The sequence below is a fragment of the Antarcticimicrobium sp. genome, from assembly GCF_029212575.1.
GTDB lineage: Bacteria > Pseudomonadota > Alphaproteobacteria > Rhodobacterales > Rhodobacteraceae > Antarcticimicrobium.
This window is the reverse complement of sequence record NZ_JARGPK010000006.1, coordinates 1-26,005: the sequence shown is the minus strand read 5'-3', so window position 1 is coordinate 26,005 and position 26,005 is coordinate 1. Positions and strand designations below refer to the sequence as shown.

The window sequence follows — 26,005 nt, the reverse complement described above, 5'->3', positions numbered from 1 at the left end:
TAGTCCGACCGCCCGGCGTCAGGGGCGCAGGCTGAGCCGTTTTCCCGCCTCGATCAGGCGCGGACCATAGTGGCTTTCGAGCTGCCGTTTCTTGACGTGGAAAGACGGGCCACCGACGTTCAATCCGTAAATGCGGCTGCCGGTGAGGGCAAAGACCGGAACGGCGATGCCGTTCACGTCGCTGCGCCAGCTGCCGTAGGCGGAACAGAACCCCTGCGCCCCATACTCCGCCAGCGCTGTCGCGAACTCGTTGCGGCGCGCGGCATCGCCATCGGGATCGTCGCGGCAGGCTGCGGCGAAGGCGGCCTCGCGGGCGTCCTCGGGCATGCCGACAAGGATGGCGCGGCCGATCGCCGAATGAAACAGCGGCATGCGCGAACCCACATGCATGGTCAGCGACACGTCCTCGACCGAGCTTCGCACGGCGATGTAGATCACTGCGTCGCGGAACCGTTCGCCCAGGGCAGGCGTGATATAGGAATTGGGACCCTGTTGCAGATCGCTCAGAACCTCGGCGGCACGGTCGCCGATCTCCATCCCCGCCAGAACGCCAAAGCCCAGATGCAGCACCCCGGCCCCAAGCCGATAGGTGCCGGTGCGTTGATCGGCAACGAGGTACTCCAGCTTGCACAGCGTGTAGGTCAGGCGCGAAACCGTCGGCTTGGGCAGACCGGTGCGCTCGGAGAAATCGGTATTCGTCAGCTCCGCCTCGCCCGGGCGGAAACAGCGCAGCACGTCCAGCCCGCGCGCCAGCGCGGTAATGAAGTTGCGGTCCTTGTCCTCGTCGGGGATCAGGTCCATCACCGCCCCCCGCTGTCGAGCGCGGCAAGGCCATGCTCGGCGAACAGCGGAACGTAGCGGCCCAGCTGCCGACCCCGCTCCGGGTTCGAGGCATTGCCGTCCAGCGCGCGTTTCAGCACGCCCTGGATGATGCCCGCCATGCGGAAGAAGCAGAACGACAGGTAGAATCCGAAGTTGTCGATCCCCGGCAACCCGCGGCGGTCGCAGTACCTTGCGATGAATGCCTCGTCGCTGGGCAGCCCGAGGGCGGCGCGATCAAGACCGGCCAGCCCCCGTCCCTCGGTTCCCGGCGGCATCTGCCATTGCATGATGACCGCAGCCAGATCGGCATAGGGGTGGCCGATGGTCGACAGCTCCCAGTCCAGCACCGCAACGCAATCGGTGCTGTCGCGCGCAAAGATCATGTTGTCGATGCGGTAATCGCCGTGCACCAGCGTGCGTTGCCCGTCGTCGGGCGGGATCGCATCCGCCAACCGCTCCATCAGGCTGTCCATCGCGGGAACGCTGACCGTCTCGGAGGCGCGGTACTGTTTCGACCAGCGCCCCACCTGGCGCTCGAAATAATTTCCCGGCGGGCCATAATCCGACAGCCCGACCGCGTCGATATCGACCTTGTGCAATTCGGCCAACACGCGGTTCATCTCGTCGATGACCCCGGCGCGGGTGGCATTGCTTTCGCCCTCCATCCTCGGGTCGGCGAAGTTGCGCCCGTCGAGGAAATCCATCACGTAGAAGGCCGAGCCGATAACGCTGTCGTCCTCGCACAGCAGGTGCATCCTTGCGACCGGAACCTTGCTGCCCTGCAGCGCGTTCTGCACTCTAAACTCCCGGTCGACCGCATGGGCCGATTTCAGCAGCACCCCCGGCGGCTTGCGCCGCAGCACGTATCTGCACGCGGGGGTGGTCAGCAGAAAGGTGGGGTTGGACTGGCCGACGGCGAATTTCGTGGCCTCCAGCGGCCCCTCATACCCGGGTAGATGCGCCCGCAGGTAGGCATCCACCGCGTCGAGATCGAGTGTCTGGGACGTGTTGGTCATCTCTCATCCTCAGCTATAGGTCAGCAAATCGGCGGCCCCGGGCGGCGCGAAATGCGGAGTGGTGTTGAATTCATGCAGGAAAAATCGATGCGCTGAAAAGATGAATCGCGATATCGAGGTGTTCTTGATCTGCAGGTTCAGCGCGATCATCTGTTTCGGCGGCGCGTCCAGACTGGCGGCGACAAGCTGTCCGATGGCGCCGCCGGAGCTGACCACGAGCACGCGCTCCCCGGCATCGGCGGTGGAATATGCTCGCGCGGCCTCGACCCGGGCGGCGAAATCGGCCCAGCTTTCCCGCGCCGAGGCCAGCCCGCCGGCTTGCCAGTCAAGGATGGTTTCGCGCAGGGTTCGGAAATGTGTCTTGCGATCGCCGACAACCGCATCCGGCACATCGCCGCCGAAGCGGGCGTGCAGCAAATCGTGGAAATCATACTCGTTCCAGCCGGGATGGGTTTCCGGCGCCGCCCCGAACCCCATCGAGCGCAGGGTCTGCTGTTGCCGCTGCAAGGTGCCGGTAATCAGCCGGTCGGGAACCCAGCCCGAGGCGCGCAGCGCTTCGCCCGCGACCTTGGCCTGCTTGTGCCCCAGATCGGTGAGCCTGTCGTAGCTCTGCGCATCCCCGGCCCCGAAGGACGCCTGCGCGTGGCGTATCACCAGCAATTCGGCCATGCGCCCTCAATCACCCCAAGGCAGGGTCAGACCGCGCGCATCGGCGGCCTTGCGGGCGTATTTCCGGGTTTGCTGGAAGGCGTCGGTCAACTCCTTCTGCCCGGCGGGGTCGGAGATCTCGGCGAAGCGGGCCGCAACCCCCTCGGGCGTGTTGTCCGCCCCCTCCAGCAGGACGCCCTCGGTCTCGTAGACCTTGGTCAGCGCGTAACAGCCGGCCCCAGCGCCGAGGGTGGTCCGCGAGGGCGCATCCTCGCTCACCAGGTAGAGCAGCCCCGGGGTGATGGTTTCCGGCGCCAGAAGCTCCAGCGCCTGCTCGGGCATCAGGCTTTCGGTCATGCGGGTCGCGGCGGTCGGCGCCAGGGTGTTGACGCGGATATCGTCGCGCGCGCCCTCCATGTGCAGCACGTTCATCAGCCCCATCATCGCCGCCTTAGCCGCGCCATAGTTCGCCTGGCCAAAATTGCCGTAAAGCCCGGACGCGGAAGAGGTCAGCACGATGCGCCCGTATTTCCGCTCGCGCATGATCGGCCAGACCGCGTGGGCGCAGGTGGCGCTGCCCATCAGGTGCACGTCGACCACCTTGCGGAAATCGTCCAGCGTCATCTTGGCGAATGTCTTGTCGCGCAGGATGCCGGCGTTGTTGACCAGGATGTCGATGCGGCCCCATTGCCCCATGGCCTGATCGACCATGTCGCGCACCCCGGCCTCGTCTGCGACATCGGCGCCATGGGCGATCGCCTCGCCACCACCGGCGCGGATCTCGTCCACCACGGCGCTGGCGGCGCTCTCGGACCGCCCCTCGCCTTCGGTCGAGGCGCCCAGATCGTTGATCACCACTTTTGCGCCACGCGCCGCCAGCCCCAGCGCGTGACTGCGGCCCAGACCGGCGCCCGCGCCGGTGACGATGGCGACCCGCCCGTCAAATCGGATGTCCATGTCTTGTCCTTTCGTTTTCATCACTCGAGCGCCGGCGCGAAGATGTTGCTGCCCACCTGCACGTTGAGCCCGCCCGAGACCGGGATCACCGCCCCGGTCACATAGGCCCCGCCACGGCCGCAGAGAAACAGCATGCAGCCGGCGATATCCTCGTCGCGGCCGACCCGGCGCAGCGGTACGCCTGCGCCCACCTTGGCGCGCTTTTCCTCGTCACCAGTGGCGAAAGAGGTCATTTTCGACACGAAGGGCCCCGGCGCCAGCGCGTTGACGGTGATCGCCTGCCCCGCCAGTTCCTTGGCCAGGATCTTGGTCAGGTGCATCACCGCCGCCTTGGAGGCCGAGTAGCTATAGGCGCCGTCGCCCATCGGCACCTCGCCCATGACCGAGCCGACGTTGACCACCCGCGCCGGGTCATCAATGCTGCCCGAGGCGATCAGCATCGGCAGCAGTTTCTGGGTCAGGTGGAACGGGCCGGAGACATTGAGCCCCAGCACCTTGTCCCAGCCCTCATAGGGGAACTCGCCCAGTGGCGCCCCCCAGGTGCGGCCCGCGTTGTTCATCAGGATATCAAGGACTTCCGTTCTGTTCCTGACCTCTTGCACGAGAGCGTCGATGCCCTCCTCGCTGCCGACGTCTCCGGCAAAGCCCTCGGCTTTCCCGGGGGCGCCGAGCGCGTTGAGTTCTTCGGCCACGGCGGCGCAGGCGTCGCCCTTGCGGCTGGCGATCAGCACGCGGGCGCCGGCACGGACCAGCCCCTCGGCGGCCATGCGGCCGATGCCGGTGGCGCCGCCGGTGACCAGTGCCGTCTTGCCGGCCAGGTTGAACAGGGTTTCAGGTGTCATGATCGCTCCTTCAGAATCCGCGCAACCGGGCGACGACGCCCGCGTGATAGCCATAATCGCCCAGCCATTCGGCCCCGACACGGGCGCGCTTCATGTAAAAGCCCATGTCGAAAGCGTCGGTCATGCCGATCCCGCCATGCATCTGCACCCCCTCCTGCACCGCGAGTTGCGCGGTCTGGCTGGCACGCGCCTTGGCCAGCGACACCGCAAGCGCGGCATTGGCCGGGTCGTTGTCCAGCATCCGTCCCGCGTGCAGGATGGCCGAGGCTGTCACCTCGCAGTCGCACCACAGGTGCGCGGCGCGGTGTTGCAACGCCTGGAAGCCGCCGATCAACACGCCGAACTGCTTGCGCTCCTTGAGATAGCCCAGCGTCAGCCCGAAGGCCCCGGCGGCCAGCCCGGTCATCTCGGCGGCCAGCGCCGCCTGCCCCGCGCGCAACGCCGGCGCCAGCACGGTCATCGCATCATCGACCTGGCCCAGCACGTCCTCGCCCGTCGCCTCGACTCCGGAAAACCTGATCCGCGCCGCGTCGCGGCTGTCGATCATCGGTTGCGCGTCGCGCGCGATTCCGGCGCGGTCGGCGGGAATGTCGAACAGGGTCAGCCCGTCATCGGTGCGCGCCAGCACCAGCAGCCGGTCGACAAAGCCGCCATCGACGACAAAGCGTTTCTCGCCCGTGAGGCGAAAACCGTTTCCGACCCGTTCGGCGCGCAGCGTGGTGGCCTCCGGGTCGTGCTTGGCGCCCTCGTCGATGGCCAGCGCATAGGTGCGCCCGCCCTCGGCGATGGCACGCATGGCCTCGGTCGCGCGCGCATCCGACACCTGCCGCAGGGCGGTGGCGGCGATCACGGCGGTCGACAGAAACGGGCTCGCGCTCAGGCTTTTGCCCATCTCCTCGGCCAGCACGTTGGCGGCGGCGAACCCCATGTCGGCGCCGCCTGCGGCCTCGGGCACCAGAACCCCGGCCCAGCCCATCAGGGCCATCTCCTGCCAGAGGGCGGGATCGTGGGTCTGGCCCGCATCGCGCAGCGCGCGCAGCCTGGCCACCGGGGTCGCCTCGTCGAGAAAGCCGCGCGCGGCATCGGCCAGCATGGTTTCTTCTTCGGTTCGTACCAGTTTTGTCATGTCAGTCACCCCGGCAACCCGAGCACCCGGCGCGACAGGATGCTCAGCATCACCTCCGACGTGCCGCCCTCGATCGAGTTCGCTTTGCTGCGCAGCCAGAGCGGCGCGCGCCCGTCATCCCACTCCAGCGCATCACTGCCCGCGCCGGACATGATCAGCTCTTGCCGGGCCTTGTTCAGCTCGGTGCCGACGTATTTCAGCATGGCCGAGGCATCGCCGGTGCCCTGCCCGGATTCGGACTGGTCCTTGTAGCGTTCCAGCGTCAGGCCAAAGGCCAGTTCGTCGATCTCGGCGCGCATCGCATCGGCACGCAGGATCGGGTCGTCGAGATGCCCGCTTTCGGACAGGATCGCACCCAGCGACCGGCCGCTGCCCGCCAGCATGGCCGAGCCCGAGATCATCTCGCGCTCATGGGTCAGCAGGTATTTCGCCACGTCCCAGCCACGGTTGACCTCGCCGACCTGCGCGGGAATCTCCGCGCCATAGGATTTCGGCACTTTCACGTTGTCGAAAAACGTCTCGCAGAACGGCGAGGCCCCGGAAATCAGGCGGATCGGTCGGGTGGAAACCCCTTCGCTTTCCATGTCGATCAGGACGAAGGAGATGCCCTTGTGCTTGGGCGCGTCTTTGTCGGTGCGCAGCAGGGCAAAGATCCAGTCGGCCTTGTCGGCGTAGGAGGTCCAGACCTTTTGCCCGTTGACCAGCCAGTGATCGCCCTTGTCTTCCGCCCTGGTCTGCACGCTGGCGAGGTCCGATCCGGCGCCCGGCTCGGAATAGCCCTGGCACCAGCGAATCTCACCGCGCGCGATGGGCGGCAGGAAATGCAGCTTTTGCGCATCGGTCCCGAAATGGAGCAGCGCCGGCCCCAGCATCCAGATGCCGAAGCTTTGCAGCGGCCGACGCGCGTTGATGTGCGCCAGTTCCTCGTAAAAGATCTTCTCCTGGTCCCGGTTCAGCCCGGCGCCGCCATACTCTTTCGGCCAGGTCGGCACGGTGTAGCCTGCCGCCGCGCAGCGTTCGAGCCAGGTTTTTTGCGCCTCTGACGTAAAGTTCCAGTTCTTGCCGCCCCAGCAGATGCTATCCTCATCAACAGCGCCGTCGCGCATTTCCTGCGGGCAGTTCGCGTCCAGCCACGCCCGGATGTCGGCGCGAAACCGCGTGATATCGTCAGCGTCCTGCACCATGCCTCCCCCTCATGTTACTCGGTTTATTTCGCAGAGCAAAATTGCATTTTGAATTTCGATTGACAACACTCATTTGCAAACGGATGACTTGATGCGACGCTGCGGCGGGCCGGACCCGTCGTGGAAAAAGGGAGGATACGATGAAAGCAATGCTCAGCACCGCACCCGGCGGACCCGAAACACTGGAATTGACCGAGCAGCCGGACCCGGAGGTGAAAAAAGGCCATATGCTTGTACGGGTGCGCGCGGCGGGCCTGAATTTCCCCGACACGCTGATCATCCGCGACCTCTACCAGTTCAAGCCGCCGCGCCCCTTCGCGCCGGGAGGTGAGATCGCGGGCGAGATTCTGGCGGTGGGCGACGGCGTGAAGGGTTTTGCTCCGGGCGACCGGGTCCTGGCCCTGACCGGGCACGGCGGATTCGCCAGCCATGTCAACGTCGAGCCGGCCAAGACGGTGAAGATCCCCGATACGATGCCCTATGAGGACGCGGCCTGTTTCGTGTTCACCTATGGCACCTCGCATCACGCGCTGAAGGACCGGGCCCAGATCCAGCCAGGCGAAACGCTGTTGATCCTGGGCGCGGCCGGCGGTGTCGGCGCCGCCGCGATCGAACTGGGCAAGGCAGCGGGCGCGCGGGTGATCGCGGCGGTCTCGTCCGCGGAAAAGGCGGCGTTCTGCCGCGGGATCGGCGCGGATGAGACGCTGGTTTACCCGCGCGAGCTGGACCGCGACGCGCAAAAGGCGCTGTCGTCGGAAATCAAGAAGCTGGCCGGGGGCGACGGTGTCGACGTGGTCTATGACGCGGTGGGCGGCGATTACGCTGAACCGGCGCAGCGCGCGCTGGCCTGGAAGGGGCGGTTCCTGGTGGTGGGCTTTCCCGCAGGTATACCGAAGATCCCACTGAACCTGACCCTGCTGAAGGGCAGCCAGATCGTTGGCGTGTTCTGGGGCGCGGCAGTGGCGCGCGAGCCCGAAGGCCACGCGCAGAACATGGCCGATCTGTTCCGGCTTTACGCCGAGGGCAAGATCAGGCCGCGGATCAGCGCGCGGTTCCCGCTGGAGCAGGCCGCCGAAGCCTTGACGCTGATGGAGGAACGCAAGGCGATGGGCAAGGTGGTGCTGACGGTGGATTAGGCCCGGGTCAGCCGAGATGCGCGCAGTCGTTGAAGCCCCGGACCGTCATCCTGTCGCCGTGGATCACCAACCGGCTGATCGAGCCGTTGGCCGCGCCGTTGAAGGCGAAGGCGTCCGACTGCGCCGCCATCGCCATCGCCGCCCCGATCACACCGCCGTGGACCACTGCGGCGACCAGTTGGTCAGGGTGGGCCCCGGCGATGCGCAACAGCCCGGCGCGCACGCGGGCGTGCAGCGCTTCGGTGGTCTCGGCGCCGGGGATCTCGCCCCATTCGCGCCGCTGCCGCGCGCGGTCGAATGCCGGGTCGTTCTCGGCGGCCTTGATTCTGTACAATCCGCCGTCCCAATCGCCCAAATGCACCTCACGCAGGTCGGGCTCGACACGCGGCGCAAGGCCCAGACGCCCGGCCAGCGGCGCGGCGGTCTGATGGGTGCGTTGCAGCGTTGTAACATAGATCGCCGCGATCGGCTCTCGCTGCAGCCGTTCGGCCACCGCATGGGCCTGGGCATGTCCGTTCTCATGCAGAGCCGGGTCGCCGTGCCCGCCGGTCATCGGAAAGGATTCGCCGGGGCGCGCCGGCATGCTCTCACCGTGGCGGATCAGCAGGATATCGGCGGCGCCTGCGGGCGGGCGATAGACGGTCTGGCGGTATTCGCGGGTCATCGGGGCCTCCGGTTCGATGTCGCGCGCCAAGCTAGCCGGAGGGGCGGCAAGCGCAACCCGTTGCGACGCCCCATCCAGACAACAAGGGGAGAAACCGAATGAAAACCCGAGAGATCGCCATCACCAACCTGCCGGACAGGGCGCTGACCCAGGAGCATTTCGCCCTGCGCGAAGTCGATCTGCCCACCCCTGGCCCGGGCGAGGTGCTGTTGCGCACCATCCTGATCTCGATCGACGCCGCCGCCCGCGCCTGGTTGCAGGGGGCAACCTATCGCGCGCCGGTGCGGGCGGGCGACACGATGCCCTGCTATGCGCTGTGCGAAGTGATCGAGAGCCGGGCGCCGGGCCTGTCCGCCGGTGATCTGGTGGGCGGGGAAACCGTCTGGGCCGATCACGCGGTGGTGCCTGCGCACCAGCTGCAGAAACTGCCGCCGATGTCGCCGCTCACCCATCACATGAGCGTCTACGGCATCGCCGGCAAGACCGCCTTTCACGGGCTGCTGAGTGTGGGTCGCCCCATCGCAGGCGAAACCGTGCTTGTCTCGGCTGCGGCGGGCGCCGTCGGCGCCTATGTCGGCCAGATTGCCAAGGCGCTGGGCTGCCGGGTGGTGGGGGTGGCCGGGGGCGCCGAAAAATGCGCCTTTGTCACCGGGGAACTGGGGTTCGACGCCTGCATCGATTACCGCGATCCGGGGATGTTCAAGGCGTTGCGCGCGGCCTGCCCCGATGGGGTGGATGTCTATTTCGACAACGTCGGCGGGGCGGTGCTCGAGACGGCACTTTTCGCCATGAACGAGCGCGGCCGCGTGGTCTGCTGCGGTGCGATCAGCCAGTACGACAGCGCCGCCGCCTCCGGTCCGCGCAACCTGCCCGGGCTGGTGGTGGTCAAGCGGCTGCGCATGGAGGGATTCATCGTGATGGATTTTGCCCGACAGGACGCCGCCGCCCTGCGCGCGCTGAAGACCTGGGTCGAGAACGGTCAGATCAAGGTGACCGAGGATGTGATCGAGGGGCTGGAGAACACCCCCGCCGCCCTGATCGGCCTGCTGGCCGGGGAGAACCGGGGAAAACGCATGGTCCGGGTCGGCCCGGATCCCAAACGGGGAAAGGACACAGCATGACCGCAATCGAAACCGCCCGCGCGCATCTGGAGGCCAGGATCGGCACCGAGATCGGCGTGTCGGACTGGATCACCGTCGATCAGGAGAGGATCGACGCCTTTGCCGAGGTGACCCACGATCACCAGTGGATCCATGTCGATCCGGCACGCGCGGCCGCCGAAACCCCGTTCGGCGGCACCATCGCGCATGGGTTTCTGACCCTCTCGCTGGCGAGCCAGTTCAGCTATGATTGCATGCAGGAGATGCCCGGGCAGGTCATGGGCATCAACTACGGCTTCAACAAGTTGCGATTCCTCTCTCCGGTTCCGGCGGGGTCGCGCCTGCGCGGCCGGTTCACGCTGACCTCGGTCCGCCAAAGATCGGCGACCGAACTGCTGCGCGAAACGCAGTTGACGATCGAGATCGAAGGGCACGACAGCCCCGCGCTGGTGGCCGAATGGCTGGGGCTGAGCATCTTTTCCGAGGCCCTGGACTGAGCCCGGAGCCTCAGGGCAAACTGTTGATTAAAGACATGAAAGAAAAGAGAAACTGGACAGCCTACGGTTTGAACGTGTACCCATGAATTCAGTGGGGATTTGAGTAACATGTTTTTCAATCGGGCCGAGCCGGAGCGGTCGCCGCGTACCATTTTACAGGCGGCCTGCATCCATGAATCCGAACTTGCCAGCGGACACGGGCATGTTCCGCAGGTTTTCGTGCCGGGAGGGCAGGATCCGGCATGACGCTGCGCAGTTTCCTGACATTCCTCACGCGGGCCAACTCGCTCGAAGAACTGTGGGCGGCCCATACCGAGGAAATGGCCCGCTTCGGATTCGACCGCCTGTTGTACGGCTATACCCGGTATCGCACTGAAACATCGTTCGGCGATCCCGAGGATTTCGTCATACTCAGCAATCATCCCAAGGAGTACGTTGAGGGGTTCGTTTACGGTGGGCTCTATTTTCACGCCCCGATGCTGCACTGGGCGCTGAAACACGAGGGCGCCGGAAGCTGGCGCATGATCAACCAGATGGTTGCGAAACGGACAATAACCCCCGATGAACAAAGAGTTTATGAGTTCAACCAGAGCATGGGCGTCTCTGCCGGATACACGGTCAGCTTCAACTCGGTTTCCATCCGGTCAAAGGGGGCCATCTCGCTCTGTGCCCGGCCGGGGTTGAGCCAGGACGAGGTGGATGCCATCTGGCAGACCCATGGCGACGATATCCTGCTGATGAACAATATCGCCCACCTCAAGATCCTGACGCTGCCGCATGTGGCGCCGAACCGCGCGCTGACCAAACGCCAGCGCGAGGCGCTTGAATGGGTCGGCGACGGCAAGACCACGCAGGACATCGCGGTGCTGATGGGGCTGACTGCGGCCACGGTGGAAAAACATCTGCGTCTGGCGCGCGAGGCGTTGTCGGTCGAGACCACGGCGCAGGCGGTCATGAAAGCGGCACTGCACAACCAGATGTTCGTGATCGAGGCCTGACCGGTCACGCGGGGCGAATCCGCAACCGCTTGATCCAAGACGCATTTCCGAACCTTACCCAAGGTAAGGAATACATGACTTTTCACCGGGGCCGGAAATCAGCACATTGTCCGTGTTCCGTGAGTGGTGGCTTTGGCCTGGGAGCATCGGAGAAAGACCCCTGCCAATTCCAGGGCCCTCTTCTTCGTCCGGTTTGGTTGCGTATTGGTCCGCGGTTGGGCCGGAGATTTTGAGCGATCCCGCCATCCCCATCAAAAAGGGGTCGTCAAAACGATCGGAGCCGCGCATTGCGCGGCTCCGTTTTGTTTTCAGCGCGTGTCGCGGGACCGATCAGCCCTGCGCGGCCTTGGCGACCTCGGCGGCGAAATCTTCCTTTTCGACCGCGATGCCCTCGCCGACCTCCATCCGGACGAATCCGGTGATGGTCACGCCGGCCGCTTTGGCGGCGTCAGCCACGGTGATCTTGTCCGCGGCGATGACGAATTGCTGGTCGAGCAACGAGATATCGGCGACGAACTTCTTCATCCGGCCCGGAATGATGTTGTTGGCGATCACCTGTTCCGGCTTCGGCTTGGCGGCCGCGGCATTCTCTTCCAGCGCCTTGGCGGTCTGGATTTCCAGCTCCTTTGCCAGGATCGCAGGGTCGAGCCCCGCCTCGTTCAACGCTTGGGGACGCGGGTCGGCGGCGGCGACATGCATCGCAACCTGACGGGCAAAGGTGTCGTCGTCGCCCTCATAGGCAACCAGAACGCCGATCTTGCCCATGTTTTCCGCGGCGGCGCCGTGGACATAAGACACGATCTTTGTGCCGCTGATCTTGGCCATCCGGCGCAGAGTCATGTTCTCGCCGATGGTGCCGACCTTGTCGGCGATGACCTCGGACACGGGCTTGCCGTTCATCGTGGCCTGGGCCAGCGCCTCGACGTTATCGACGCCGAGCGCGACATCGGCGATACCACCGACCATCGTCTGAAACTCTTCGTTCTTGGCGACGAAGTCGGTCTCGGAGTTGATCTCCACCGCGACGCCGGAGCCTGCGTCCATGCGCAGGGCAACGAGGCCCTCTGCCGCGGTGCGGCCGGATTTCTTGGCCGCCTTGGCCAGACCCTTGGTGCGCAGCCAGTCGACCGCAGCCTCCATGTCGCCATCGGTTTCGGTCAGCGCTTTCTTGGCGTCCATCATGCCGGCGCCGGTGGAGTCGCGCAGTTCTTTCACCTGTGCTGCTGTGATTGCCATGTCTTGGCTCTCCTCAAATCAAAGGGTGTTCGGGGCAGGTCTTAGCCCGCCCCGCATGTCAGATCCGTGACAGCCGATCAGGCTTCGGCCGGGGCGCCCTCGGTGGCGGGCGCCTCTGCCAGCGCCTCTTCCTCGAGGGTTTCTTCCAGCTCGCCCAGATCGACGCCGGCGGCGCCCAGCTGTGCCGACATGCCGTCGAGCGCGGCGCGGCTGACCAGATCGCAGTAAAGCGAGATCGCGCGCGCGGCGTCATCGTTGCCGGGGATCACGTAATCGACGCCATCGGGCGAGCAGTTGGTATCGACCACGGCGACCACCGGGATGCCCAGCTTGTTGGCCTCGGAGACGGCCAGCGCCTCTTTCTTGACGTCGATGACGAACAGCAGGTCCGGGGTGCCGCCCATCTCGCGGATACCGCCCAGCGAGGCTTCCAGCTTGGTCTGGTCACGCTCCATGCCCAGACGCTCTTTCTTGGTCAGGCCCTCGGCGCCGGCTTCCATCGCCTCGTCGATCTGCTTGAGGCGGTTGATCGATTGCGACACGGTCTTCCAGTTGGTCAGCGTGCCACCGAGCCAGCGGTGGTTCATGAAATACTGCGCCGATTTCTCGGCCGCGTCCGCGACCGGTTGCTGCGCCTGACGCTTGGTGCCGACGAAGAGCACGCGGCCGCCCTTGGCGACGGTGTCGCGCACAGCGATCAGCGCCTGGTCCAGCAACGGAACGGTCTGGGTCAGGTCCATGATGTGGATGCCGTTGCGGGCGCCGTAGATATAGGGCGCCATGCGGGGGTTCCAGCGTTGGGTCTGGTGGCCGAAGTGCACGCCAGCTTCGAGCAGCTGGCGCATGGTGAACTCGGGAAGAGCCATGCGTATTTTCCTTTCCGGTTTACGCCTCGGCGGGGGTCTCAGAGCGGATGCTCCAACCGGCGGACCGGCAGGGATGTCTCCCCTGCCCGGCCCAAACCCCGCCTGCGGGTTTGAATGGCGCGCGTATAGGCGAGTTCGCCGCCGGGCGCAAGCCCGATATGCTGCGCGCCTAAAAGGCCGTCAGACCGGCGCGCCGTGCTGGTCCTTGGCCTCCTTGATCTTCTTCTTCAAGGCGGTGGCAAGCTTGTCCAACTCGCCGCGCATCGCCGCCTGCGCGTCGGCGGCCAGCTTTGCGCTCCAGCCGGTTTGGGATTCCAGTTCGGTCCAGGCCTGGTTTCTCGGCGGCACCCCGGCGAACAGAAAGACATGCGGATTCTTACCGCAGGGTAGTCGCACCTCGAGCGTCGCATGCAGCTCTTTCCAGCCGTTCGCGCCGGACTGCTTGAGCAGCTTTTCAAAGATCTGCTGCACCGAATTGTCCTTGATCGACACGCCGCCATCTGCGGCCGAGGTCCAGGAATCCTTGCTCATGGTCAGGTGGATCTTGGCGCCGCGGAACGCCCCGCTTTGTTGCAGGGTATAGCTGCCGCCGGCGCCCAGTTGGAGAAAGCCGGCCCACCGCGCCTTTGATGGCTTGTCCTGCTCTGCAAAGGCATCCTCCAGTTCCTTGCGCACGGCAGCGGGGGTCTTCTTCTTGTCCTTCAGACCGGCCTCGACGATCTTGTGCCGCGTCTTGTATTTCAGTTTGAGCATCTCCCGGTCGCTGGCCAGTGCCGAGATCCCGTTCTTGCGATCCTCTTCCGCGCCAAGATCGCGGCAGGCCTCGATCAGCGCCTTGCGTTCCTTGGAAAAATTCTTCCAGCCCGCCTTGCTGTTCTTGCGCGTGAATCTCTGGATCAGACCGGGCAGACCGATGCGCGCGCCGCTCACCCCCTTGGGCAGGTTGCGCTCGATCTCGTCGGCGATGGCGTCCAGTTCCTGGCCGAAGTAGAGGTCGCGATCGTTGTGAACGCTGCCCTCGATGTCGTTGATCTTGGCAATATCCGCGTTCAGGTCCTTGATCAGCCGCTCCAGTTTCGCCGGGTTGGTGTGCAATTCCCCCCGCTTGGCGGATTTCTCCAGGTCCTTGAGTTCCGCCGCGCGGCTGCGGTCGGTGATCTTGCGCTGTTTCTGGATCTTGTCGACGGTCGCGGGCACCAGCGGTTCGGATGCCTTGATCTCGTCCAGCGCGGCGCCGATGGCCTTCTGCGTATCCAGCAGCGTCTTGAGGATCCGCTCAAGCGCCGACTTGTCGGCCTTGGATGGTTTCCTGGGAACATTCACGCTGATCTTGGAAAGTTTCATGGCCAACCCATTTTGCATCCTGCCCGCAAGGCGGCTGCCCGGTTGCATGCCGTCTTCCTTCGAGAGCCTAGGCGCGACCTGCCCGGGCTGGCCAGAAATATTCACGCAAGAGCCATGTTTTCGCGCTGGCGCTGTCCGCCCTAGTCTCCGTCGCGGGCCTGCATGGCCTCGGGCAGATAGGCCTCGAGCCCGGCACGCACCAGCGCCTCGGCATGGGCCGCCAGCGCCTTGCGGTCGGCGAAATCGGAGACCTTGAGCGGTTGGTGATAGACCACCTCGACCGCGCCGTGACGCGGGGCGGCAAGGGTCTTCAGCAGATGCCCGCCGAACTCCATGTCGCCCCACCAGCCGTAAAACCGCGCCGGTTCGCCCGGCGGAGCGTGGTAGATCACGCTGACCGGCTGAATGTGCAGGGTCTCGCGCAGCGGCGCGGCAAAAAAGGCGCCGAACAGCGTCGACTTGAACGGCAGGATACGCAGCCCGTCAGTCGAGGTACCCTCGGGGAAAAACAACAACTTGTGCCCGGCAGAAAGCCGCTCGACAAAGGCCCGGGTCTGCGCGCGGGCCTGGCGCCGGTCGCGGTCGATGAACAGGGTGCCGGTGGCCCTGGCCAGAACCCCGATGCCAGGCCAGCCGGCGACCTCGCTTTTCGACACGAAGTAGATCCGCTTGCGGGCGTTCAGGGTGAAGATGTCCAGCCAGGAACTGTGGTTCGCCACCACCGCGCCGGGGCCGTGAATCGGCTGGCCGTGGGCGGTGTAGCCCATGCCGAGGATGCGCAGGGCATTTCGGCAGACGAATTGTACGATATGCGGCGTGATCGGCCGTTTCATCCCAAAGAGCGGCCGCTCGATCAACCGCAGCAGCAACAGCAGCACAAGGCAGACGGCGATCAGCAGGATCAGCGCGCCGCCGCGCAGAACCACCCGCAGCCAGCCCAGCGGCCCGATCACCACCGGATCCGGCGCGGCGCCGGTCCAGGTCGGGCTCATGCGCGGCGCTCAGCGGAATAGAGCCGCCGCTGCCGGTCGTTCATGCGGGCGGTGTCGAGCACCAGGCAGACATCCGTGGTGTTAAAGACGCGGTCGACAAAGGCCCCCTCGCCAACATAGCCGCCCAGCCGAAGATAGGCCTTGATCAGGGATGGTATCTCGACCATGGCGCGGCGCCGGTCCAGCGCCCCGGGCGCGATGAGGTCCATCGACTGAAAGCTGTCTTCGCGCGCGCGCACGCGCAGCTCGGGCGGCGCCAGGTGGTTCTGGTGCAGCATCGAGAGCGGTTGCGCCAGGGCATCCACATCGGTGCCGTGAAAGCTGGCCACGCCGAACAGGATCTCGATCCCGTGCTCGGCCACGTAACTGGCCAGCGCCGACCAGAGGTGGTACATCGCCATGCCGCCCCGGTAGTCGGGGTGCAGGCAGGAGCGGCCCAGTTCCAGCAGTTTCCGCCCGGAGGATTTCAGCACCGTCAGGTCGTATTCATCCTCGGAATAGAACTGACCGGCGGCGCGCGCCTGGTCGTCGCGCAGCAGGCGATAGACGCCAACGACCCGGCCTGCCGCCGTGTCGCTGAGGATCATGTGGTCGAAGAAGGGGTCGAAGCGGTCGCGTTCCAGCCCGGCCACGTGATCGACCATGTCGCCGCCGCCGCCCAGCTCTTGCACGAAAACGTCATAGCGCAGGGCCTGCGCCGCGCGCAACTCGTCCTCGGTTTCGACGATCTTGACGATAAAGGCGGGCCCGCTGTCAGGCATCTGCATCCTTGGCGATTGTGATGGAGCACGGATTTGCGTGCTGATACCGCATCCCCCGGCGGCAGTGCAACCGGCAGAGGTGCGGTGCGGCAGGCGTTAAGACATCGTCAACCTGTTTCACGCATCAAAGACCAGAGCAAGCGCGACCCGGGCCCCGTCGAAGACGACCTTGCCCTGCTCGCGGAAATTCACGGTGATCTTTCCTCCGGCGTTGGATTGCACCTGTCCGATGCCCCATTCGGGATGTTCGGGGTGGCGCACCAGCATCCCAGGTTCCAATATGGAGTTCAAATCAGTCATGGGCGGGACCTCCCTGATGAAGAAACCTATGAGCGTCAACCCGCAGTCCGACCCGCCAGATCTGGTGGCAATGGTCGCCTCGCGCATCTGTCACGACCTGATCGGCCCGATCGGCGCGATCGTCAATGGACTGGAATTGATGGAAATGGCCGGTGACATGCCGGGGCCGGAGCGGGATCTGGTCGCCGACAGCGCCGAGAGCGCAAGCGCGCGGCTGCGGTTCTTTCGCATCGCCTTTGGCGCGGCGGGCGATCAGGCGATCGGGCGGTCGGACATCGAGACGCTGCTGGGCCAGGTCTGGCGCGACAGCCGACTGCAGGTTATTTGGCATCCCGAAGGCGCGCAGCCGCGCAGCGCGGTGAAGCTGGCCTTTCTTGCCCTGCTGTGCTGCGAGGCCGCGCTGCCGCGCGGCGGCCAGGCCGATGTGATCGAGGCCGAGGGGTCCTGGACCGTCGCGGCGAGCGGCGATGCGATCACTATGGAACCGCAGCTTTGGGACTGGCTCGAAGGCGCCGGGGAGGTCGCCGCGCTGATCCCGGCCAAGGTGCAATTCGCCCTGCTGCCCCTGCTGGCGGGGCAGGCCGAGCGCCAGTTGCACGCCGCGCACGACGCAACCTCGCTCACTCTGCGGTTCTGAGGGTCGGCCGCCGAGGCTCACCCCCGCGTGGTGCCATTGCCGCTGACCAGGTACTTGAAGCTGGTCAATTGCTCCGCCCCCACCGGGCCGCGCGCATGCATCTTTCCGGTGGCGATTCCGATCTCTGCGCCCATGCCGAACTCGCCCCCGTCGGCGAACTGGGTCGAGGCGTTGTGCATCAAGATCGCGCTGTCGAGACGCTCGAAGAACCGTTCGACCGCCGCCTTGTCCTCGGCCAGGATGCAATCGGTGTGGTTCGAACCATAGCGGCGGATATGGGCGATGGCGGCGTCGATGTCATCGACCGGCTTGGCGGCGATCACCATGTCCAGGTATTCACGCCCCCAATCCTCGTCGCTGGCGGGCTGCGTTCCCGCGAGTTCGCCAAGGGCGGGATCGGCATGCACCTCGACCCCCGCCGCGACCAGCGCCTCGATCACCGGCTTGCCGATACTCTCGACCACGTCGCGGTGGATCAGCAGGCATTCGGCGGCACCGCAGATGCCCGGCCGCCGGGTCTTGGCGTTCACCACCACCTTCAACGTCTTGTCCAGATCGGCCGATCTGTCGATATAGATATGCACGATCCCCTCTAGATGGGCAAAGACCGGCACCCGCGCCTCGCGCTGCACCAGACCCACGAGTCCCTTGCCGCCGCGCGGCACGATCACATCCACGTAATCGGTCATGGTCAGCAGCGCCGAGACCGCCGCGCGGTCGCGGGTTGGGACAAGCTGGATCGCGTCCTCGGGCAGGCCCGCCACCTGCAGCCCCTCGACCAGGCATGCATGGATGGCGGTAGAGGAATGAAAGCTCTCCGAACCGCCACGCAGGATCACCGCATTGCCTGACTTGAGGCAGAGCGCACCGGCGTCGGCGGTCACGTTGGGGCGGCTTTCGTAGATTACGCCTATTACACCCAGCGGCGTGCGCACGCGCTGGATGTGCAACCCCGAGGGCATGTCCCATTCCGCGATCACAGCGCCCACCGGATCGTCCTGCGCGGCCACCGCGCGCAGGCCCTCGACGATCCCCTGAATGCGCGCCTCGTTCAGCATCAGCCGGTCCATCATGGCCGCGCTCAGGCCCTTGTCCTGGCCGTACTCAAGGTCTTTCCCGTTGGCGGCAATGATCTCCGCCCGGCGCGCCCAGACCGCCTCGGCGGCGGCCTCCAGCGCCCTGCGCCTGGCCTCCGGCGGGGCGAAAGCCAGCTCTGCCGCCGCGGCCTTGGCACGCGCGCCAAGCTCGTTCATCAGGGCGGGGATATTGTCCAGGTCTTTCATGTCTCGGCGCCTTTTATTTTTGGGGCGCGCCAGGGGATTTCACGCCTCCGGCGGGGATATTTGCAGTGAAAGTCGGGGTCAGAGTGCCATATCGTCGCGGTGGATCAAAGCCGCCCGGCCCGGATAGCCGAGGATTGGTTCGATTTCGGTCGACCGGTGGCCGCGGATCTTCTCGGCCTCCTGAGCTGTGTAGCGGCTCAGGCCCTGGCCAAGCTTGTGCCCGTTCTGATCCAGGATCGACACCGGATCGCCGCGCCCGAACTGACCCGCAACCCGTGTCACGCCGGCGGGCAGAAGGCTTTTACCATTGCCGAGCGCACGGGCCGCGCCCGCATCGACGGCGATCTCGCCGCGCGGCTTCATCGCCGCGATCCAGCGTTTGCGCGCGGCCTGCGGATCGAGCTGGGCGGTGAACCAGGTGGCCGGCGCCCCCTGTTCCAGCCCGCGCAACGGGTTCATCCGCGAGCCTTCGGTGATCGCCATGGCACAGCCCGCCGCGGTGGCGGTCTTGGCCGCCATCAGCTTGGTCTTCATGCCGCCCTTGGACAGGCCCGACCCGGCATCGCCGGCCATCGCCTCGATCTCTGCCGTGATCTCCTCGATCACGTCATAGCGGCGGGCGCCGGGATCGTCATTGGGGTTGGCGGAATAGAACCCATCGACGTCCGACAGAAGGATCAGCTGATCGGCGCCGACGGTGACCGCGACCTGGGCCGCCAGCCGGTCGTTGTCGCCATAGCGGATCTCGTCGGTGGCGATTGTATCGTTCTCGTTCACGATCGGCACCACGCCAAAGCCCAGCAGGGTTTCCAGGGTCGCGCGGCTATTGAGATAGCGGCGGCGGTCGGTGCTGTCCTCCAGCGTCACCAGAACCTGCGCGGTGGTGATTCCGTGCGGCGCCAGCGCCTCTTCATAGGCGCGGGCCAGCCGGATCTGGCCGACCGCCGCGGCGGCCTGGGATTGCTCCAGCGGCAGATCGGAACCTGCCAGCCCCAGTACCCCGCGCCCCAGCGCGATGGAGCCGGAGGAGACCACGATCACGTCGGCCCCCCTGCCCTTCAGGGTCACCACATCCTCGGCCAGAGAATGCAGCCAGTCGCCGCGCAGCGCCCCGGTTTCGCGGTCGACCAGAAGGGCCGAGCCGATCTTGACCACCACGCGGCGCGCGGCGCTCAGGGATGCCACGGCGCATCCTCCCGGCTGGGTTTGTGACGCAGCCGGTCCTCGTCGATCTCGGCCCGCAGCGCCCGCAGCACCTCGGTCAGGCCCTCGCCGCTGACGCCGGACATCATCAGAACCGGGCGGCCCACCCCGGCCTCAAGTTCGGCCTTCGCCTCGGCGCGCTGATCCTCGTCCAGCGCATCGACCTTGTTCAGCGCGGTCACGCGCGGCTTGTCGGCCAGATGGCCGCCATAGGCCTCCAGCTCGTGAATGATGGTGCGGTAATCCTCACCGATGGTCTCGGAGGTGGCATCGACCAGGTGCAAGAGCACCGCGCAGCGTTCCACATGGCCCAGGAAACGATCCCCGATCCCCTTGCCTTCATGCGCGCCGGCGATCAGGCCGGGAATGTCGGCGATCACGAATTCCACCCCGTCGACGCCGACGACCCCGAGGTTGGGGTGCAACGTAGTGAACGGATAATCGGCGATCTTGGGCCGTGCGTTCGAGGTCGCGGCAAGAAAGGTGGATTTGCCCGCGTTGGGCAGGCCAAGGAGCCCGGCATCGGCGATCAGCTTGAGCCGCAGCCAAAGCGTACGTTCCACCCCGTCCTGGCCGGGATTGGACCGACGCGGCGCCTGGTTGGTCGAGGTCTTGAAATGCAGGTTGCCCCAGCCGCCGTTGCCACCCCGGGCCAGTTCCACCCGGTCACCGACCCGGGCAAGATCGGCAACGACGGTTTCCTCGTCCTCGTCGAGGATCTCGGTGCCCACCGGCACCCGCAGAACGATACCCTCGCCATCCTTGCCGGTACGCTGCTGGCCCATGCCGGGCCGCCCGTTCTTGGCGAAGAAATGTTGCTGGTAGCGGAAATCGATGAGCGTGTTCAGCCCCTCGACCGACTCGGCGATGACCGATCCGCCGTTGCCGCCGTCGCCGCCATCCGGGCCGCCGAACTCGATGTATTTTTCGCGGCGAAAGCTGATGCAGCCGTTACCGCCGGCGCCGGACCGGATGTGGACCTTTGCGAGATCAAGAAATTTCATGAGCGTTGCCTAACGCAAAGGACCGTGCCGCCACAATCAGAGTTTTCGGCTGTAGGTCCAGGTGGGGACGGTGGCGTCGCGCGCCACCGAGTAACTCTCGGCGTCGCCCAGGTAGGCGAAACCGCAATGGGTCAGGACCCGCGCCGAGGCGAGGTTGTCCTGGAACACGCTGGCGAACATGGTGGCATTGCCCTGCGGGTTGGTCTCGACAAGCGCCTGAACCGCCTCGGAAGCCATGCCGGTGTTCCAGTAGAGCGGCGCCACCCAGTAGCCGACCTCGGACTGGTTGCGGTCCATCTTCTTCAGGCTGATCAGGCCCAGCACCTCGCCCTCGCCGGACTTGACGCCGTCGATGGCCCAGACATCCTCGGCACGGTCGGGGGCCATCGCACGGGTGACAAAGGCCTCGGCCGCGCCCGGTGGATAGGGGTGCGGAATCGACGTGGTCATGCGCGCCACACGCTCGTCACCGGCATAGAGCGCGATCAGCCCCATGTCGGAAAGCCGCAGCGGCCGCAGGTTGAAACGCCCTGCGTTGATGATCTCTTGCGTCGATATGCGATCCAGCATCATCTTCTTGTTCCCCCTCAAAATTCAACGCGTTAACCAATTGGTCAAGCGCCTCCCCACCCGATATGTTGGGCCACCCGCCGTTGCGCAAGGGCAGTGGCGACAGGCCCGGAAATACGCAAAGGGGGACCGGCGGTCTCGCCGATCCCCCTCCAGTTGTCTAGAACCCTCTGGGTTTCGGCTTACTCGGCGGCCTCCGCTACCGGCAGGACCGAAATGAAGGTGCGGCCCTTGAGGCCCTTGTGAAACTTCACGGCGCCATCGACAGTCGCAAAGATCGTGTGATCCCGGCCCATGCCAACGCCTTCGCCCGGCCAGAACTTGGTGCCGCGCTGACGCACGATGATGTTGCCGGGAATGACGGCCTGACCGCCATAGAGCTTCACGCCAAGGCGGCGACCGTCGGAGTCGCGACCGTTACGGGAGGAACCGCCAGCTTTCTTATGTGCCATTCGTCTTTCTCCTTAGCCTTTGGCCAGCTCTTTGGCCTGCTCAACCCATTCGGGTTTCACTTTGACCGCGTCGATACCAGCAATGTCATCTTCGGACAAGGCGGCGATCTGGGCAAAGCTGGTCAGCCCGGCCTCGATCAGCTTCTTGGCGGCGGCGGGGCCGACACCGGTGATGCTGGTCAGATCGTCGTCAGCGGAGGCCGCGGCCGGAGCGGCGGTCTTGGCGGCCGGTGCCGCGGCAGCAACCGCGGGCGTGTCGCCCTTGCCGGTCGCAATTTTGACACCGGTCTTGTCTGCGCCCGAGGTCAGGATCTCGGTGATCTTGACCAGGGTCAGCTTCTGGCGATGGCCCTTGGTCCGCTGGCTGGAGTGCTTGCGGCGGCGCTTGACGAAGTGGATGACCTTGTCGGCCTTGATCTGGTCGATCACCTCGGCCTGAACCGCGGCCCCCTCGACGAGGGGCGCGCCCACGACCGGGCTCTCGCCACCCAGCATCAGGACATCGTTGAATTGGATTTTCTCGCCGGCATCGGCAGCCAGTTTTTCAACGCGGAGCATGTCGCCCGCCTGAACCTTGTACTGCTTGCCACCGGTCTTGAGGACCGCGAACATGGGTCTTTCCTTTTTCTTGCCGCGTCCTGTGGTCCCCTTTCGGGTGTTGCGGGCCGGTCTGACGACCGTGCCCACCGTCGGACAGCGCGCCCCATCGGGCGTCATGATAACGAAACCCGGCACGCGCGAACGGGCCGGGATGCCCGCTTATGACCCTGTCGCCCGGGGCTGTCAACAGTTTTCCCGTTCAGATATCGCTGGACTTCATGGCCGCGGCAAGACGCAGCCCCAACTCGTAGGAGATCCCGCGGTAAAGCACATCGAAGCCGGAAAAAAGCGCCGCGTTCAACGCATGGCCCGCGGGGCTTTCGGAAAAGGCGATATAGGCGGCAAGATCATCGTCTGACAGTGGCCGGTAGGCCATCAGAAGGTATCCGAACAGCCAGTTTTCGGTTTCCTCTCGCGTCGCCCCCTCCTCACCCCAGACCTGGGCCAGGATCGCGCTGTCGTCCAACCCGCTTGCACCCCCGTCCGAAAGCCCGAGCAGGAACTGGACACTGGCGCTCATGGCGCCGGCGACATTGCGCTCCACCAGGTCGTTGACCTCGACGAAACGGCTGACCAGCGCAAGGCGCGCATCGCCGGTGCCTTTCAGCGCGTCGTAGGTGGCGCGGGCGGCCGCCTCGACATCCGCGTCGCGCATCGAGACCCGCGCGGCGATCTCAAGCGCCAGGATCTCCTGCCCCAGCGGCGTCTCGAAGAAGGCCGCGGATGCGGCGATCTGGTCCGCCGCAAGCTCCTCGGTGAGCGCGGCTCGGATCGCCCCGGCGATCCGGTCGGCGTCATACAACTCGGCGACCTCGCCCGCCCAATAGGTGCCACCCTTCCCGATCAGCATCTCCGCATCGAGGCTACGGCCGTGGTCGAGCCCCTCTTCATGCAGCGCCGTCGCCAGCTCCTCCAGCCGAAGGATCCGCGCCAGCGCCTCTCCCTCGGAGGCGGCCTGCAAGGGACCTGCCAGCACGACCGTGAGGATGGCCAGACAGATCCGCAACCGGACCAGCGGGCGCATCGATCAGATATCCTGCCCGGGCCGCAGACCGGCCATCCGGGCGGCCAGCGCCTCGAACCGGTTGGCCATGATCTCGTATTGCACCGCGTTGAGCAGTTCGTAGACCTCCTGCATCAGCGGATGTTCCAGCGCCTCGGTATAGGCGGTGAGATCCGCGTCGGAGAAATCGCGGTAGGTATAGGCGGCAGAGGCCAGCGCCGAGGCGCGGATGGCTTCGCGCAATGCGTCCTCGTTCTGCTTGAGCAGCGCGCGCAGTTCGTCCGCGTCCGCGTGCAGATCGACCACGCCGGCGGCGCTGGCCGCCATCAGGAAGCGGAACTGGATCTCCTGCAGCGCCCGCAGGCTGGTCCCCGAGGCATCGATGGCCCCGTTCATCCGCTCCAGCATCGCGGCCCGGTCGGGGACAGTCTCGCGCATCCTTTCCAAAAGACGCAGGCCCTCGGCCTGTTTCTCATCGTCGTCCTCGATCATGTGCGTCCGGTTTTCAGCCTCGACCAGCCGCTGTCCGAGATCGGTGGCGTAGAACCCGGCAGCGTGGTTCAGCGCGTCCTCATCGAGCGCGGGCACAAGAATGACCAGCGCCATGTCGCGCATCTGCCCGGTGTCGAAAACCTCCCGGCTCAACCGGGTCCATTCCGATCCGAAGAGCCCGGGATCGAGCCCCAGCATCTTGGGTGCCGAACCGGCCGAAAGCGCTATACTGTCCAGCGCCACGTCGAAACCGGTCACCGCGAGAAAGGCCTCGACCTTGTCGCGTTCCGCCGCCCGCACCGGGGCCGCTAACGACGTCAAGGCAAGAACCAGCAGCGCGGCAAGGGCGGGGAAGGACAGGCCGAACAATGCGGTCCTGCGAAGAAGCGGGCGGGTGGTGGACTGTTTCATGAGGGGAAATCTAAGGGTTTTGACCGGCCGGGCAACGGAAATCCGGCGAAATGCCGACTTGGGCCGGAATCGGCCCTTGCGCCCCTGCCCATTCGCCATTAAACGCACCTTCCAGACCCCCGCGGAGAGGTGCCGGAGTGGTCGAACGGGGCGGTCTCGAAAACCGTTGTGGGTGCAAGCCCACCCAGGGTTCGAATCCCTGTCTCTCCGCCACTAAACCCCTGACATAGGGGTGAAATCCAACAATGGACGCGTGATCCCCGGGTCCAGCAATTGCGGGCCAAAGCACTATACCGTGACGGCCATACGCACCCCGGCGGCACCGCGCGATACCGCCCTGGCCCTTTTTCAGGTCGCGGTCCGCTCCCGCGGCAGCTATGGTCGCGGCGAGACCTGCCGGGCAGAACGCGCCGGCGCGCGCCCTGACGTGAGAGGCAGCATGACTCACCATTTTCCCCGCCTTCGCAATTCCGATATCACCGAGCTGACCGATTGGCGCCGGGACCTGCATCGTTACCCCGAGATCTCGGGGCAGGAATCCGCGACCGCGGCCCGGGTGGAGGGCGTGCTGCGCGCCACCGGACCGGACCGCATCGTCACGAACCTTGGCGGGCACGGGGTGGCGGCGGTCTATGACGGCGCCGAGGCCGGCCCACGCGTGCTGCTGCGCTGCGAGCTTGACGCGCTGCCGATCGAGGAACGCTCAGACGCGTCGCATCGCTCTACCGTGCCGGGCCGGGGGCACCTTTGCGGCCATGACGGGCATATGACAATGATCGCAGCGATGGCGCGTCTGCTGGGACGGGTGCGCCCGGCGCGCGGATCCGTCGTTCTGATGTTTCAGCCGGCGGAAGAGGACGGCTCCGGCGCCGCACGGGTGGTGGCCGATCCCGACTTCACCGAACTACGGCCCGATTATGCCTTTGCGATCCACAACATGCCGGGCATGCCGCTGGGCGAGGTGGCGCTCGCCGAGGGGCCCTCCGCCTGCGCCTCGCGCGGGATGCGGGTGCGGCTGACCGGCAAGACGGCGCATGCCTCGCAGCCCGAAACCGGGCTGTCGCCGATGTCCGCGCTGGCGCGGCTGATGCCCGCCCTCACCGCGCTGGGCCAGGGCCATCCGCTCAGCGATCCCGATTTCGCGCTGGCCACCGTCACCCATGCCCGTCTGGGCGAACCGGCCTTCGGTATCGCGCCGGGCGCGGCGGATCTTTTCGTCACCCTGCGCAGCCTCACCGACAGGCGCATGGCGCGGCTCGTTTCCGAGGCCGAAACACTGGTGCGGCAGGCGGCCCGGGTGGCGGGGCTGACGCCGGAGATCTCCTATGAGGACATCTTCACCACCACCGCCAGTGACCCCGAGGCGGTGGCAATCGCCACCCGGGCGCTGGACAGGCTGGGCCTGCCGCACGGTCACGGCCCGCTGCCGATGCGCCCGTCCGAGGACTTCGGCCGCTTCGGCGAGACCAGCGCGCTGGCCTTTCTTCTGCTCGGTGCAGGCGAGGACCATCCGGCCCTGCACAACCCGGACTACGATTTCCCCGACGACCTGATCCCCCGGGGGGCAGCGATCTTCACCGCCATCGTCGACGAGATCCTCGGCTTCGCGTCTGTTTGAAAACTGCCCGCTGGCCGGTCCGTCGGGCGGGTCGGACCGGATCGCTGGGAAAAAGGGCCAATACGCAAAAAGCCACCCCTGAGGGCGGCCATTTGGCGGATCTTATCCGAGTATCGTATTGAGAGACTGGAGTCTTTATTAGGTTTGGCGGTGACCTACTCTCCCACGTCTTGAGACGCAGTACCATTGGCGCGACAGCGCTTAACTGCCGGGTTCGGGATGGGACCGGGTGTTTCGCTTGTG

Annotated in this window: 28 protein-coding genes, 1 tRNA gene and 1 rRNA gene; 7 read left to right on the top strand and 23 right to left on the bottom strand. The window is 65.8% G+C overall.

Features of this window, described 5'->3' with window-relative positions:
• Positions 1 to 18: 18 nt before the first annotated feature.
• Genes P1U75_RS00675 through P1U75_RS00645 form a run of 7 tightly spaced genes read right to left on the bottom strand, consistent with a single transcriptional unit; the run spans position 19 to position 6,595 of the window.
• The gene (locus tag P1U75_RS00675; RefSeq protein WP_300238510.1) at positions 19 to 801 is read right to left on the bottom strand and encodes an IclR family transcriptional regulator; all 783 of its coding nucleotides are present in this window, start codon (positions 799 to 801) and stop codon (positions 19 to 21) included.
• Positions 801 to 1,838 (bottom strand): phosphotransferase family protein, encoded by a 1,038-nt coding sequence (locus P1U75_RS00670; protein WP_300238508.1) that lies wholly within the window; start codon positions 1,836 to 1,838, stop codon positions 801 to 803. Before P1U75_RS00670 ends, P1U75_RS00675 begins: the two co-directional genes overlap by 1 nt.
• 9 nt (positions 1,839 to 1,847) lie before the next feature.
• Positions 1,848 to 2,507 carry a histidine phosphatase family protein gene (locus P1U75_RS00665; RefSeq protein WP_300238506.1) on the bottom strand — a complete coding sequence of 220 codons (660 nt, stop codon included), beginning with the start codon at positions 2,505 to 2,507 and terminating at the stop codon, positions 1,848 to 1,850.
• A gap of 6 nt (positions 2,508 to 2,513) precedes the next feature.
• Positions 2,514 to 3,443 (bottom strand): SDR family NAD(P)-dependent oxidoreductase, encoded by a 930-nt coding sequence (locus tag P1U75_RS00660; RefSeq protein ID WP_300238504.1) that lies wholly within the window; start codon positions 3,441 to 3,443, stop codon positions 2,514 to 2,516.
• Between the two features lie 20 nt (positions 3,444 to 3,463).
• Positions 3,464 to 4,285, bottom strand: a complete 822-nt coding sequence (locus P1U75_RS00655) for an SDR family oxidoreductase (protein ID WP_300238502.1) — start codon at positions 4,283 to 4,285, stop codon at positions 3,464 to 3,466.
• A 10-nt stretch (positions 4,286 to 4,295) separates the two neighbouring features.
• The gene (locus P1U75_RS00650) at positions 4,296 to 5,411 is read right to left on the bottom strand and encodes an acyl-CoA dehydrogenase (RefSeq protein WP_300238498.1); all 1,116 of its coding nucleotides are present in this window, start codon (positions 5,409 to 5,411) and stop codon (positions 4,296 to 4,298) included.
• A 5-nt stretch (positions 5,412 to 5,416) separates the two neighbouring features.
• The gene (locus tag P1U75_RS00645) at positions 5,417 to 6,595 is read right to left on the bottom strand and encodes an acyl-CoA dehydrogenase family protein (RefSeq protein WP_300238495.1); all 1,179 of its coding nucleotides are present in this window, start codon (positions 6,593 to 6,595) and stop codon (positions 5,417 to 5,419) included.
• 140 nt (positions 6,596 to 6,735) lie between these two features.
• On the opposite strand from P1U75_RS00645, the gene P1U75_RS00640 reads away from it, so the two are divergent.
• Complete coding sequence (locus tag P1U75_RS00640; protein ID WP_300238492.1) at positions 6,736 to 7,731, top strand: NADPH:quinone oxidoreductase family protein; 996 nt, start codon at positions 6,736 to 6,738, stop codon at positions 7,729 to 7,731.
• Between the two features lie 7 nt (positions 7,732 to 7,738).
• On the opposite strand, the gene P1U75_RS00635 is transcribed toward P1U75_RS00640, so the two are convergent.
• Positions 7,739 to 8,395, bottom strand: coding sequence for a histidine phosphatase family protein (locus tag P1U75_RS00635; RefSeq protein ID WP_300238489.1), 657 nt, complete (start codon positions 8,393 to 8,395; stop codon positions 7,739 to 7,741).
• A 98-nt stretch (positions 8,396 to 8,493) separates the two neighbouring features.
• On the opposite strand from P1U75_RS00635, the gene P1U75_RS00630 reads away from it, so the two are divergent.
• From P1U75_RS00630 to P1U75_RS00620, 3 genes are all read left to right on the top strand, one after another.
• Entirely contained in the window at positions 8,494 to 9,516 is a 1,023-nt protein-coding gene (locus P1U75_RS00630) for an NADP-dependent oxidoreductase (RefSeq protein ID WP_300238487.1), read from the top strand.
• Entirely contained in the window at positions 9,513 to 9,992 is a 480-nt protein-coding gene (locus P1U75_RS00625) for a MaoC family dehydratase (protein ID WP_300238485.1), read from the top strand. The genes P1U75_RS00630 and P1U75_RS00625 overlap by 4 nt, the downstream gene beginning before the upstream one ends.
• A gap of 242 nt (positions 9,993 to 10,234) precedes the next feature.
• Positions 10,235 to 10,990, top strand: coding sequence for a LuxR family transcriptional regulator (locus P1U75_RS00620; RefSeq protein WP_300238483.1), 756 nt, complete (start codon positions 10,235 to 10,237; stop codon positions 10,988 to 10,990).
• Positions 10,991 to 11,320: 330 nt separating this feature from the next.
• On the opposite strand, the gene tsf is transcribed toward P1U75_RS00620, so the two are convergent.
• The 6 genes from tsf to P1U75_RS00590 form a co-directional block, all read right to left on the bottom strand.
• Positions 11,321 to 12,226 carry a translation elongation factor Ts gene (gene tsf, locus P1U75_RS00615; protein ID WP_300238480.1) on the bottom strand — a complete coding sequence of 302 codons (906 nt, stop codon included), beginning with the start codon at positions 12,224 to 12,226 and terminating at the stop codon, positions 11,321 to 11,323.
• 77 nt (positions 12,227 to 12,303) lie between these two features.
• Positions 12,304 to 13,092 carry a 30S ribosomal protein S2 gene (rpsB, locus tag P1U75_RS00610; protein ID WP_300238479.1) on the bottom strand — a complete coding sequence of 263 codons (789 nt, stop codon included), beginning with the start codon at positions 13,090 to 13,092 and terminating at the stop codon, positions 12,304 to 12,306.
• A gap of 180 nt (positions 13,093 to 13,272) precedes the next feature.
• Positions 13,273 to 14,436 (bottom strand): hypothetical protein, encoded by a 1,164-nt coding sequence (locus P1U75_RS00605; protein ID WP_300238477.1) that lies wholly within the window; start codon positions 14,434 to 14,436, stop codon positions 13,273 to 13,275.
• Positions 14,437 to 14,576: 140 nt separating this feature from the next.
• Positions 14,577 to 15,428 (bottom strand): lysophospholipid acyltransferase family protein, encoded by an 852-nt coding sequence (locus P1U75_RS00600; RefSeq protein ID WP_300238475.1) that lies wholly within the window; start codon positions 15,426 to 15,428, stop codon positions 14,577 to 14,579.
• Complete coding sequence (locus P1U75_RS00595; RefSeq protein ID WP_300238472.1) at positions 15,425 to 16,189, bottom strand: GNAT family N-acyltransferase; 765 nt, start codon at positions 16,187 to 16,189, stop codon at positions 15,425 to 15,427. Before P1U75_RS00595 ends, P1U75_RS00600 begins: the two co-directional genes overlap by 4 nt.
• 117 nt (positions 16,190 to 16,306) lie before the next feature.
• Positions 16,307 to 16,489: a DUF3553 domain-containing protein gene (locus P1U75_RS00590; protein ID WP_300238469.1), complete on the bottom strand. Its 183-nt coding sequence runs from the start codon at positions 16,487 to 16,489 to the stop codon at positions 16,307 to 16,309.
• Between the two features lie 16 nt (positions 16,490 to 16,505).
• Here P1U75_RS00590 and P1U75_RS00585 point away from each other — a divergent pair, with 16 nt between their 5' ends.
• Complete coding sequence (locus tag P1U75_RS00585) at positions 16,506 to 17,126, top strand: histidine phosphotransferase family protein (RefSeq protein WP_300238467.1); 621 nt, start codon at positions 16,506 to 16,508, stop codon at positions 17,124 to 17,126.
• Positions 17,127 to 17,143: 17 nt separating this feature from the next.
• On the opposite strand, the gene P1U75_RS00580 is transcribed toward P1U75_RS00585, so the two are convergent.
• The 8 genes from P1U75_RS00580 to P1U75_RS00545 form a co-directional block, all read right to left on the bottom strand.
• Entirely contained in the window at positions 17,144 to 18,409 is a 1,266-nt protein-coding gene (locus P1U75_RS00580; protein WP_300238465.1) for a glutamate-5-semialdehyde dehydrogenase, read from the bottom strand.
• Positions 18,410 to 18,487: 78 nt separating this feature from the next.
• Complete coding sequence (proB, locus tag P1U75_RS00575) at positions 18,488 to 19,594, bottom strand: glutamate 5-kinase (RefSeq protein ID WP_300238463.1); 1,107 nt, start codon at positions 19,592 to 19,594, stop codon at positions 18,488 to 18,490.
• Positions 19,582 to 20,616 carry a GTPase ObgE gene (obgE, locus tag P1U75_RS00570; protein WP_300238462.1) on the bottom strand — a complete coding sequence of 345 codons (1,035 nt, stop codon included), beginning with the start codon at positions 20,614 to 20,616 and terminating at the stop codon, positions 19,582 to 19,584. The genes proB and obgE overlap by 13 nt, the downstream gene beginning before the upstream one ends.
• A gap of 36 nt (positions 20,617 to 20,652) precedes the next feature.
• Complete coding sequence (locus tag P1U75_RS00565; RefSeq protein WP_300238461.1) at positions 20,653 to 21,189, bottom strand: GNAT family N-acetyltransferase; 537 nt, start codon at positions 21,187 to 21,189, stop codon at positions 20,653 to 20,655.
• 179 nt (positions 21,190 to 21,368) lie between these two features.
• Positions 21,369 to 21,638: a 50S ribosomal protein L27 gene (rpmA, locus tag P1U75_RS00560; protein ID WP_300238458.1), complete on the bottom strand. Its 270-nt coding sequence runs from the start codon at positions 21,636 to 21,638 to the stop codon at positions 21,369 to 21,371.
• 12 nt (positions 21,639 to 21,650) lie between these two features.
• A complete protein-coding gene (locus tag P1U75_RS00555; protein ID WP_300238455.1) occupies positions 21,651 to 22,250 on the bottom strand; it encodes a 50S ribosomal protein L21 in 600 nt (199 codons plus the stop codon).
• Positions 22,251 to 22,437: 187 nt separating this feature from the next.
• Positions 22,438 to 23,262 carry a DUF2059 domain-containing protein gene (locus tag P1U75_RS00550; RefSeq protein WP_300238454.1) on the bottom strand — a complete coding sequence of 275 codons (825 nt, stop codon included), beginning with the start codon at positions 23,260 to 23,262 and terminating at the stop codon, positions 22,438 to 22,440.
• A gap of 3 nt (positions 23,263 to 23,265) precedes the next feature.
• Positions 23,266 to 24,144: a DUF2059 domain-containing protein gene (locus P1U75_RS00545; protein ID WP_300238452.1), complete on the bottom strand. Its 879-nt coding sequence runs from the start codon at positions 24,142 to 24,144 to the stop codon at positions 23,266 to 23,268.
• Positions 24,145 to 24,267: 123 nt separating this feature from the next.
• On the opposite strand from P1U75_RS00545, the gene P1U75_RS00540 reads away from it, so the two are divergent.
• Positions 24,268 to 24,357, top strand: a tRNA-Ser gene (locus tag P1U75_RS00540).
• A 226-nt stretch (positions 24,358 to 24,583) separates the two neighbouring features.
• A complete protein-coding gene (locus P1U75_RS00535) occupies positions 24,584 to 25,762 on the top strand; it encodes an amidohydrolase (RefSeq protein WP_300238449.1) in 1,179 nt (392 codons plus the stop codon).
• 142 nt (positions 25,763 to 25,904) lie between these two features.
• On the opposite strand, the gene rrf is transcribed toward P1U75_RS00535, so the two are convergent.
• Positions 25,905 to 26,005, bottom strand: a 5S ribosomal RNA gene (rrf, locus tag P1U75_RS00530); the annotation flags it as partial.

Excerpts from the sequence above, each read along its gene's own strand:
- P1U75_RS00675 (WP_300238510.1), bottom strand. The coding sequence starts at position 801 with ATGGACCTGATCCCCGACGAGGACAAGGACCGCAACTTCATTACCGCG.
- P1U75_RS00670 (WP_300238508.1), bottom strand. The coding sequence starts at position 1,838 with ATGACCAACACGTCCCAGACACTCGATCTCGACGCGGTGGATGCCTAC.
- P1U75_RS00665 (WP_300238506.1), bottom strand. The coding sequence starts at position 2,507 with ATGGCCGAATTGCTGGTGATACGCCACGCGCAGGCGTCCTTCGGGGCC.
- P1U75_RS00660 (WP_300238504.1), bottom strand. The coding sequence starts at position 3,443 with ATGGACATCCGATTTGACGGGCGGGTCGCCATCGTCACCGGCGCGGGC.
- P1U75_RS00655 (WP_300238502.1), bottom strand. The coding sequence starts at position 4,285 with ATGACACCTGAAACCCTGTTCAACCTGGCCGGCAAGACGGCACTGGTC.
- P1U75_RS00650 (WP_300238498.1), bottom strand. The coding sequence starts at position 5,411 with ATGACAAAACTGGTACGAACCGAAGAAGAAACCATGCTGGCCGATGCC.
- P1U75_RS00645 (WP_300238495.1), bottom strand. The coding sequence starts at position 6,595 with ATGGTGCAGGACGCTGACGATATCACGCGGTTTCGCGCCGACATCCGG.
- P1U75_RS00640 (WP_300238492.1), top strand. The coding sequence starts at position 6,736 with ATGAAAGCAATGCTCAGCACCGCACCCGGCGGACCCGAAACACTGGAA.
- P1U75_RS00635 (WP_300238489.1), bottom strand. The coding sequence starts at position 8,395 with ATGACCCGCGAATACCGCCAGACCGTCTATCGCCCGCCCGCAGGCGCC.
- P1U75_RS00630 (WP_300238487.1), top strand. The coding sequence starts at position 8,494 with ATGAAAACCCGAGAGATCGCCATCACCAACCTGCCGGACAGGGCGCTG.
- P1U75_RS00625 (WP_300238485.1), top strand. The coding sequence starts at position 9,513 with ATGACCGCAATCGAAACCGCCCGCGCGCATCTGGAGGCCAGGATCGGC.
- P1U75_RS00620 (WP_300238483.1), top strand. The coding sequence starts at position 10,235 with ATGACGCTGCGCAGTTTCCTGACATTCCTCACGCGGGCCAACTCGCTC.
- tsf (WP_300238480.1), bottom strand. The coding sequence starts at position 12,226 with ATGGCAATCACAGCAGCACAGGTGAAAGAACTGCGCGACTCCACCGGC.
- rpsB (WP_300238479.1), bottom strand. The coding sequence starts at position 13,092 with ATGGCTCTTCCCGAGTTCACCATGCGCCAGCTGCTCGAAGCTGGCGTG.
- P1U75_RS00605 (WP_300238477.1), bottom strand. The coding sequence starts at position 14,436 with ATGAAACTTTCCAAGATCAGCGTGAATGTTCCCAGGAAACCATCCAAG.
- P1U75_RS00600 (WP_300238475.1), bottom strand. The coding sequence starts at position 15,428 with ATGAGCCCGACCTGGACCGGCGCCGCGCCGGATCCGGTGGTGATCGGG.
- P1U75_RS00595 (WP_300238472.1), bottom strand. The coding sequence starts at position 16,189 with ATGCCTGACAGCGGGCCCGCCTTTATCGTCAAGATCGTCGAAACCGAG.
- P1U75_RS00590 (WP_300238469.1), bottom strand. The coding sequence starts at position 16,489 with ATGACTGATTTGAACTCCATATTGGAACCTGGGATGCTGGTGCGCCAC.
- P1U75_RS00585 (WP_300238467.1), top strand. The coding sequence starts at position 16,506 with ATGAAGAAACCTATGAGCGTCAACCCGCAGTCCGACCCGCCAGATCTG.
- P1U75_RS00580 (WP_300238465.1), bottom strand. The coding sequence starts at position 18,409 with ATGAAAGACCTGGACAATATCCCCGCCCTGATGAACGAGCTTGGCGCG.
- obgE (WP_300238462.1), bottom strand. The coding sequence starts at position 20,616 with ATGAAATTTCTTGATCTCGCAAAGGTCCACATCCGGTCCGGCGCCGGC.
- P1U75_RS00565 (WP_300238461.1), bottom strand. The coding sequence starts at position 21,189 with ATGATGCTGGATCGCATATCGACGCAAGAGATCATCAACGCAGGGCGT.
- rpmA (WP_300238458.1), bottom strand. The coding sequence starts at position 21,638 with ATGGCACATAAGAAAGCTGGCGGTTCCTCCCGTAACGGTCGCGACTCC.
- P1U75_RS00555 (WP_300238455.1), bottom strand. The coding sequence starts at position 22,250 with ATGTTCGCGGTCCTCAAGACCGGTGGCAAGCAGTACAAGGTTCAGGCG.
- P1U75_RS00550 (WP_300238454.1), bottom strand. The coding sequence starts at position 23,262 with ATGCGCCCGCTGGTCCGGTTGCGGATCTGTCTGGCCATCCTCACGGTC.
- P1U75_RS00545 (WP_300238452.1), bottom strand. The coding sequence starts at position 24,144 with ATGAAACAGTCCACCACCCGCCCGCTTCTTCGCAGGACCGCATTGTTC.
- P1U75_RS00535 (WP_300238449.1), top strand. The coding sequence starts at position 24,584 with ATGACTCACCATTTTCCCCGCCTTCGCAATTCCGATATCACCGAGCTG.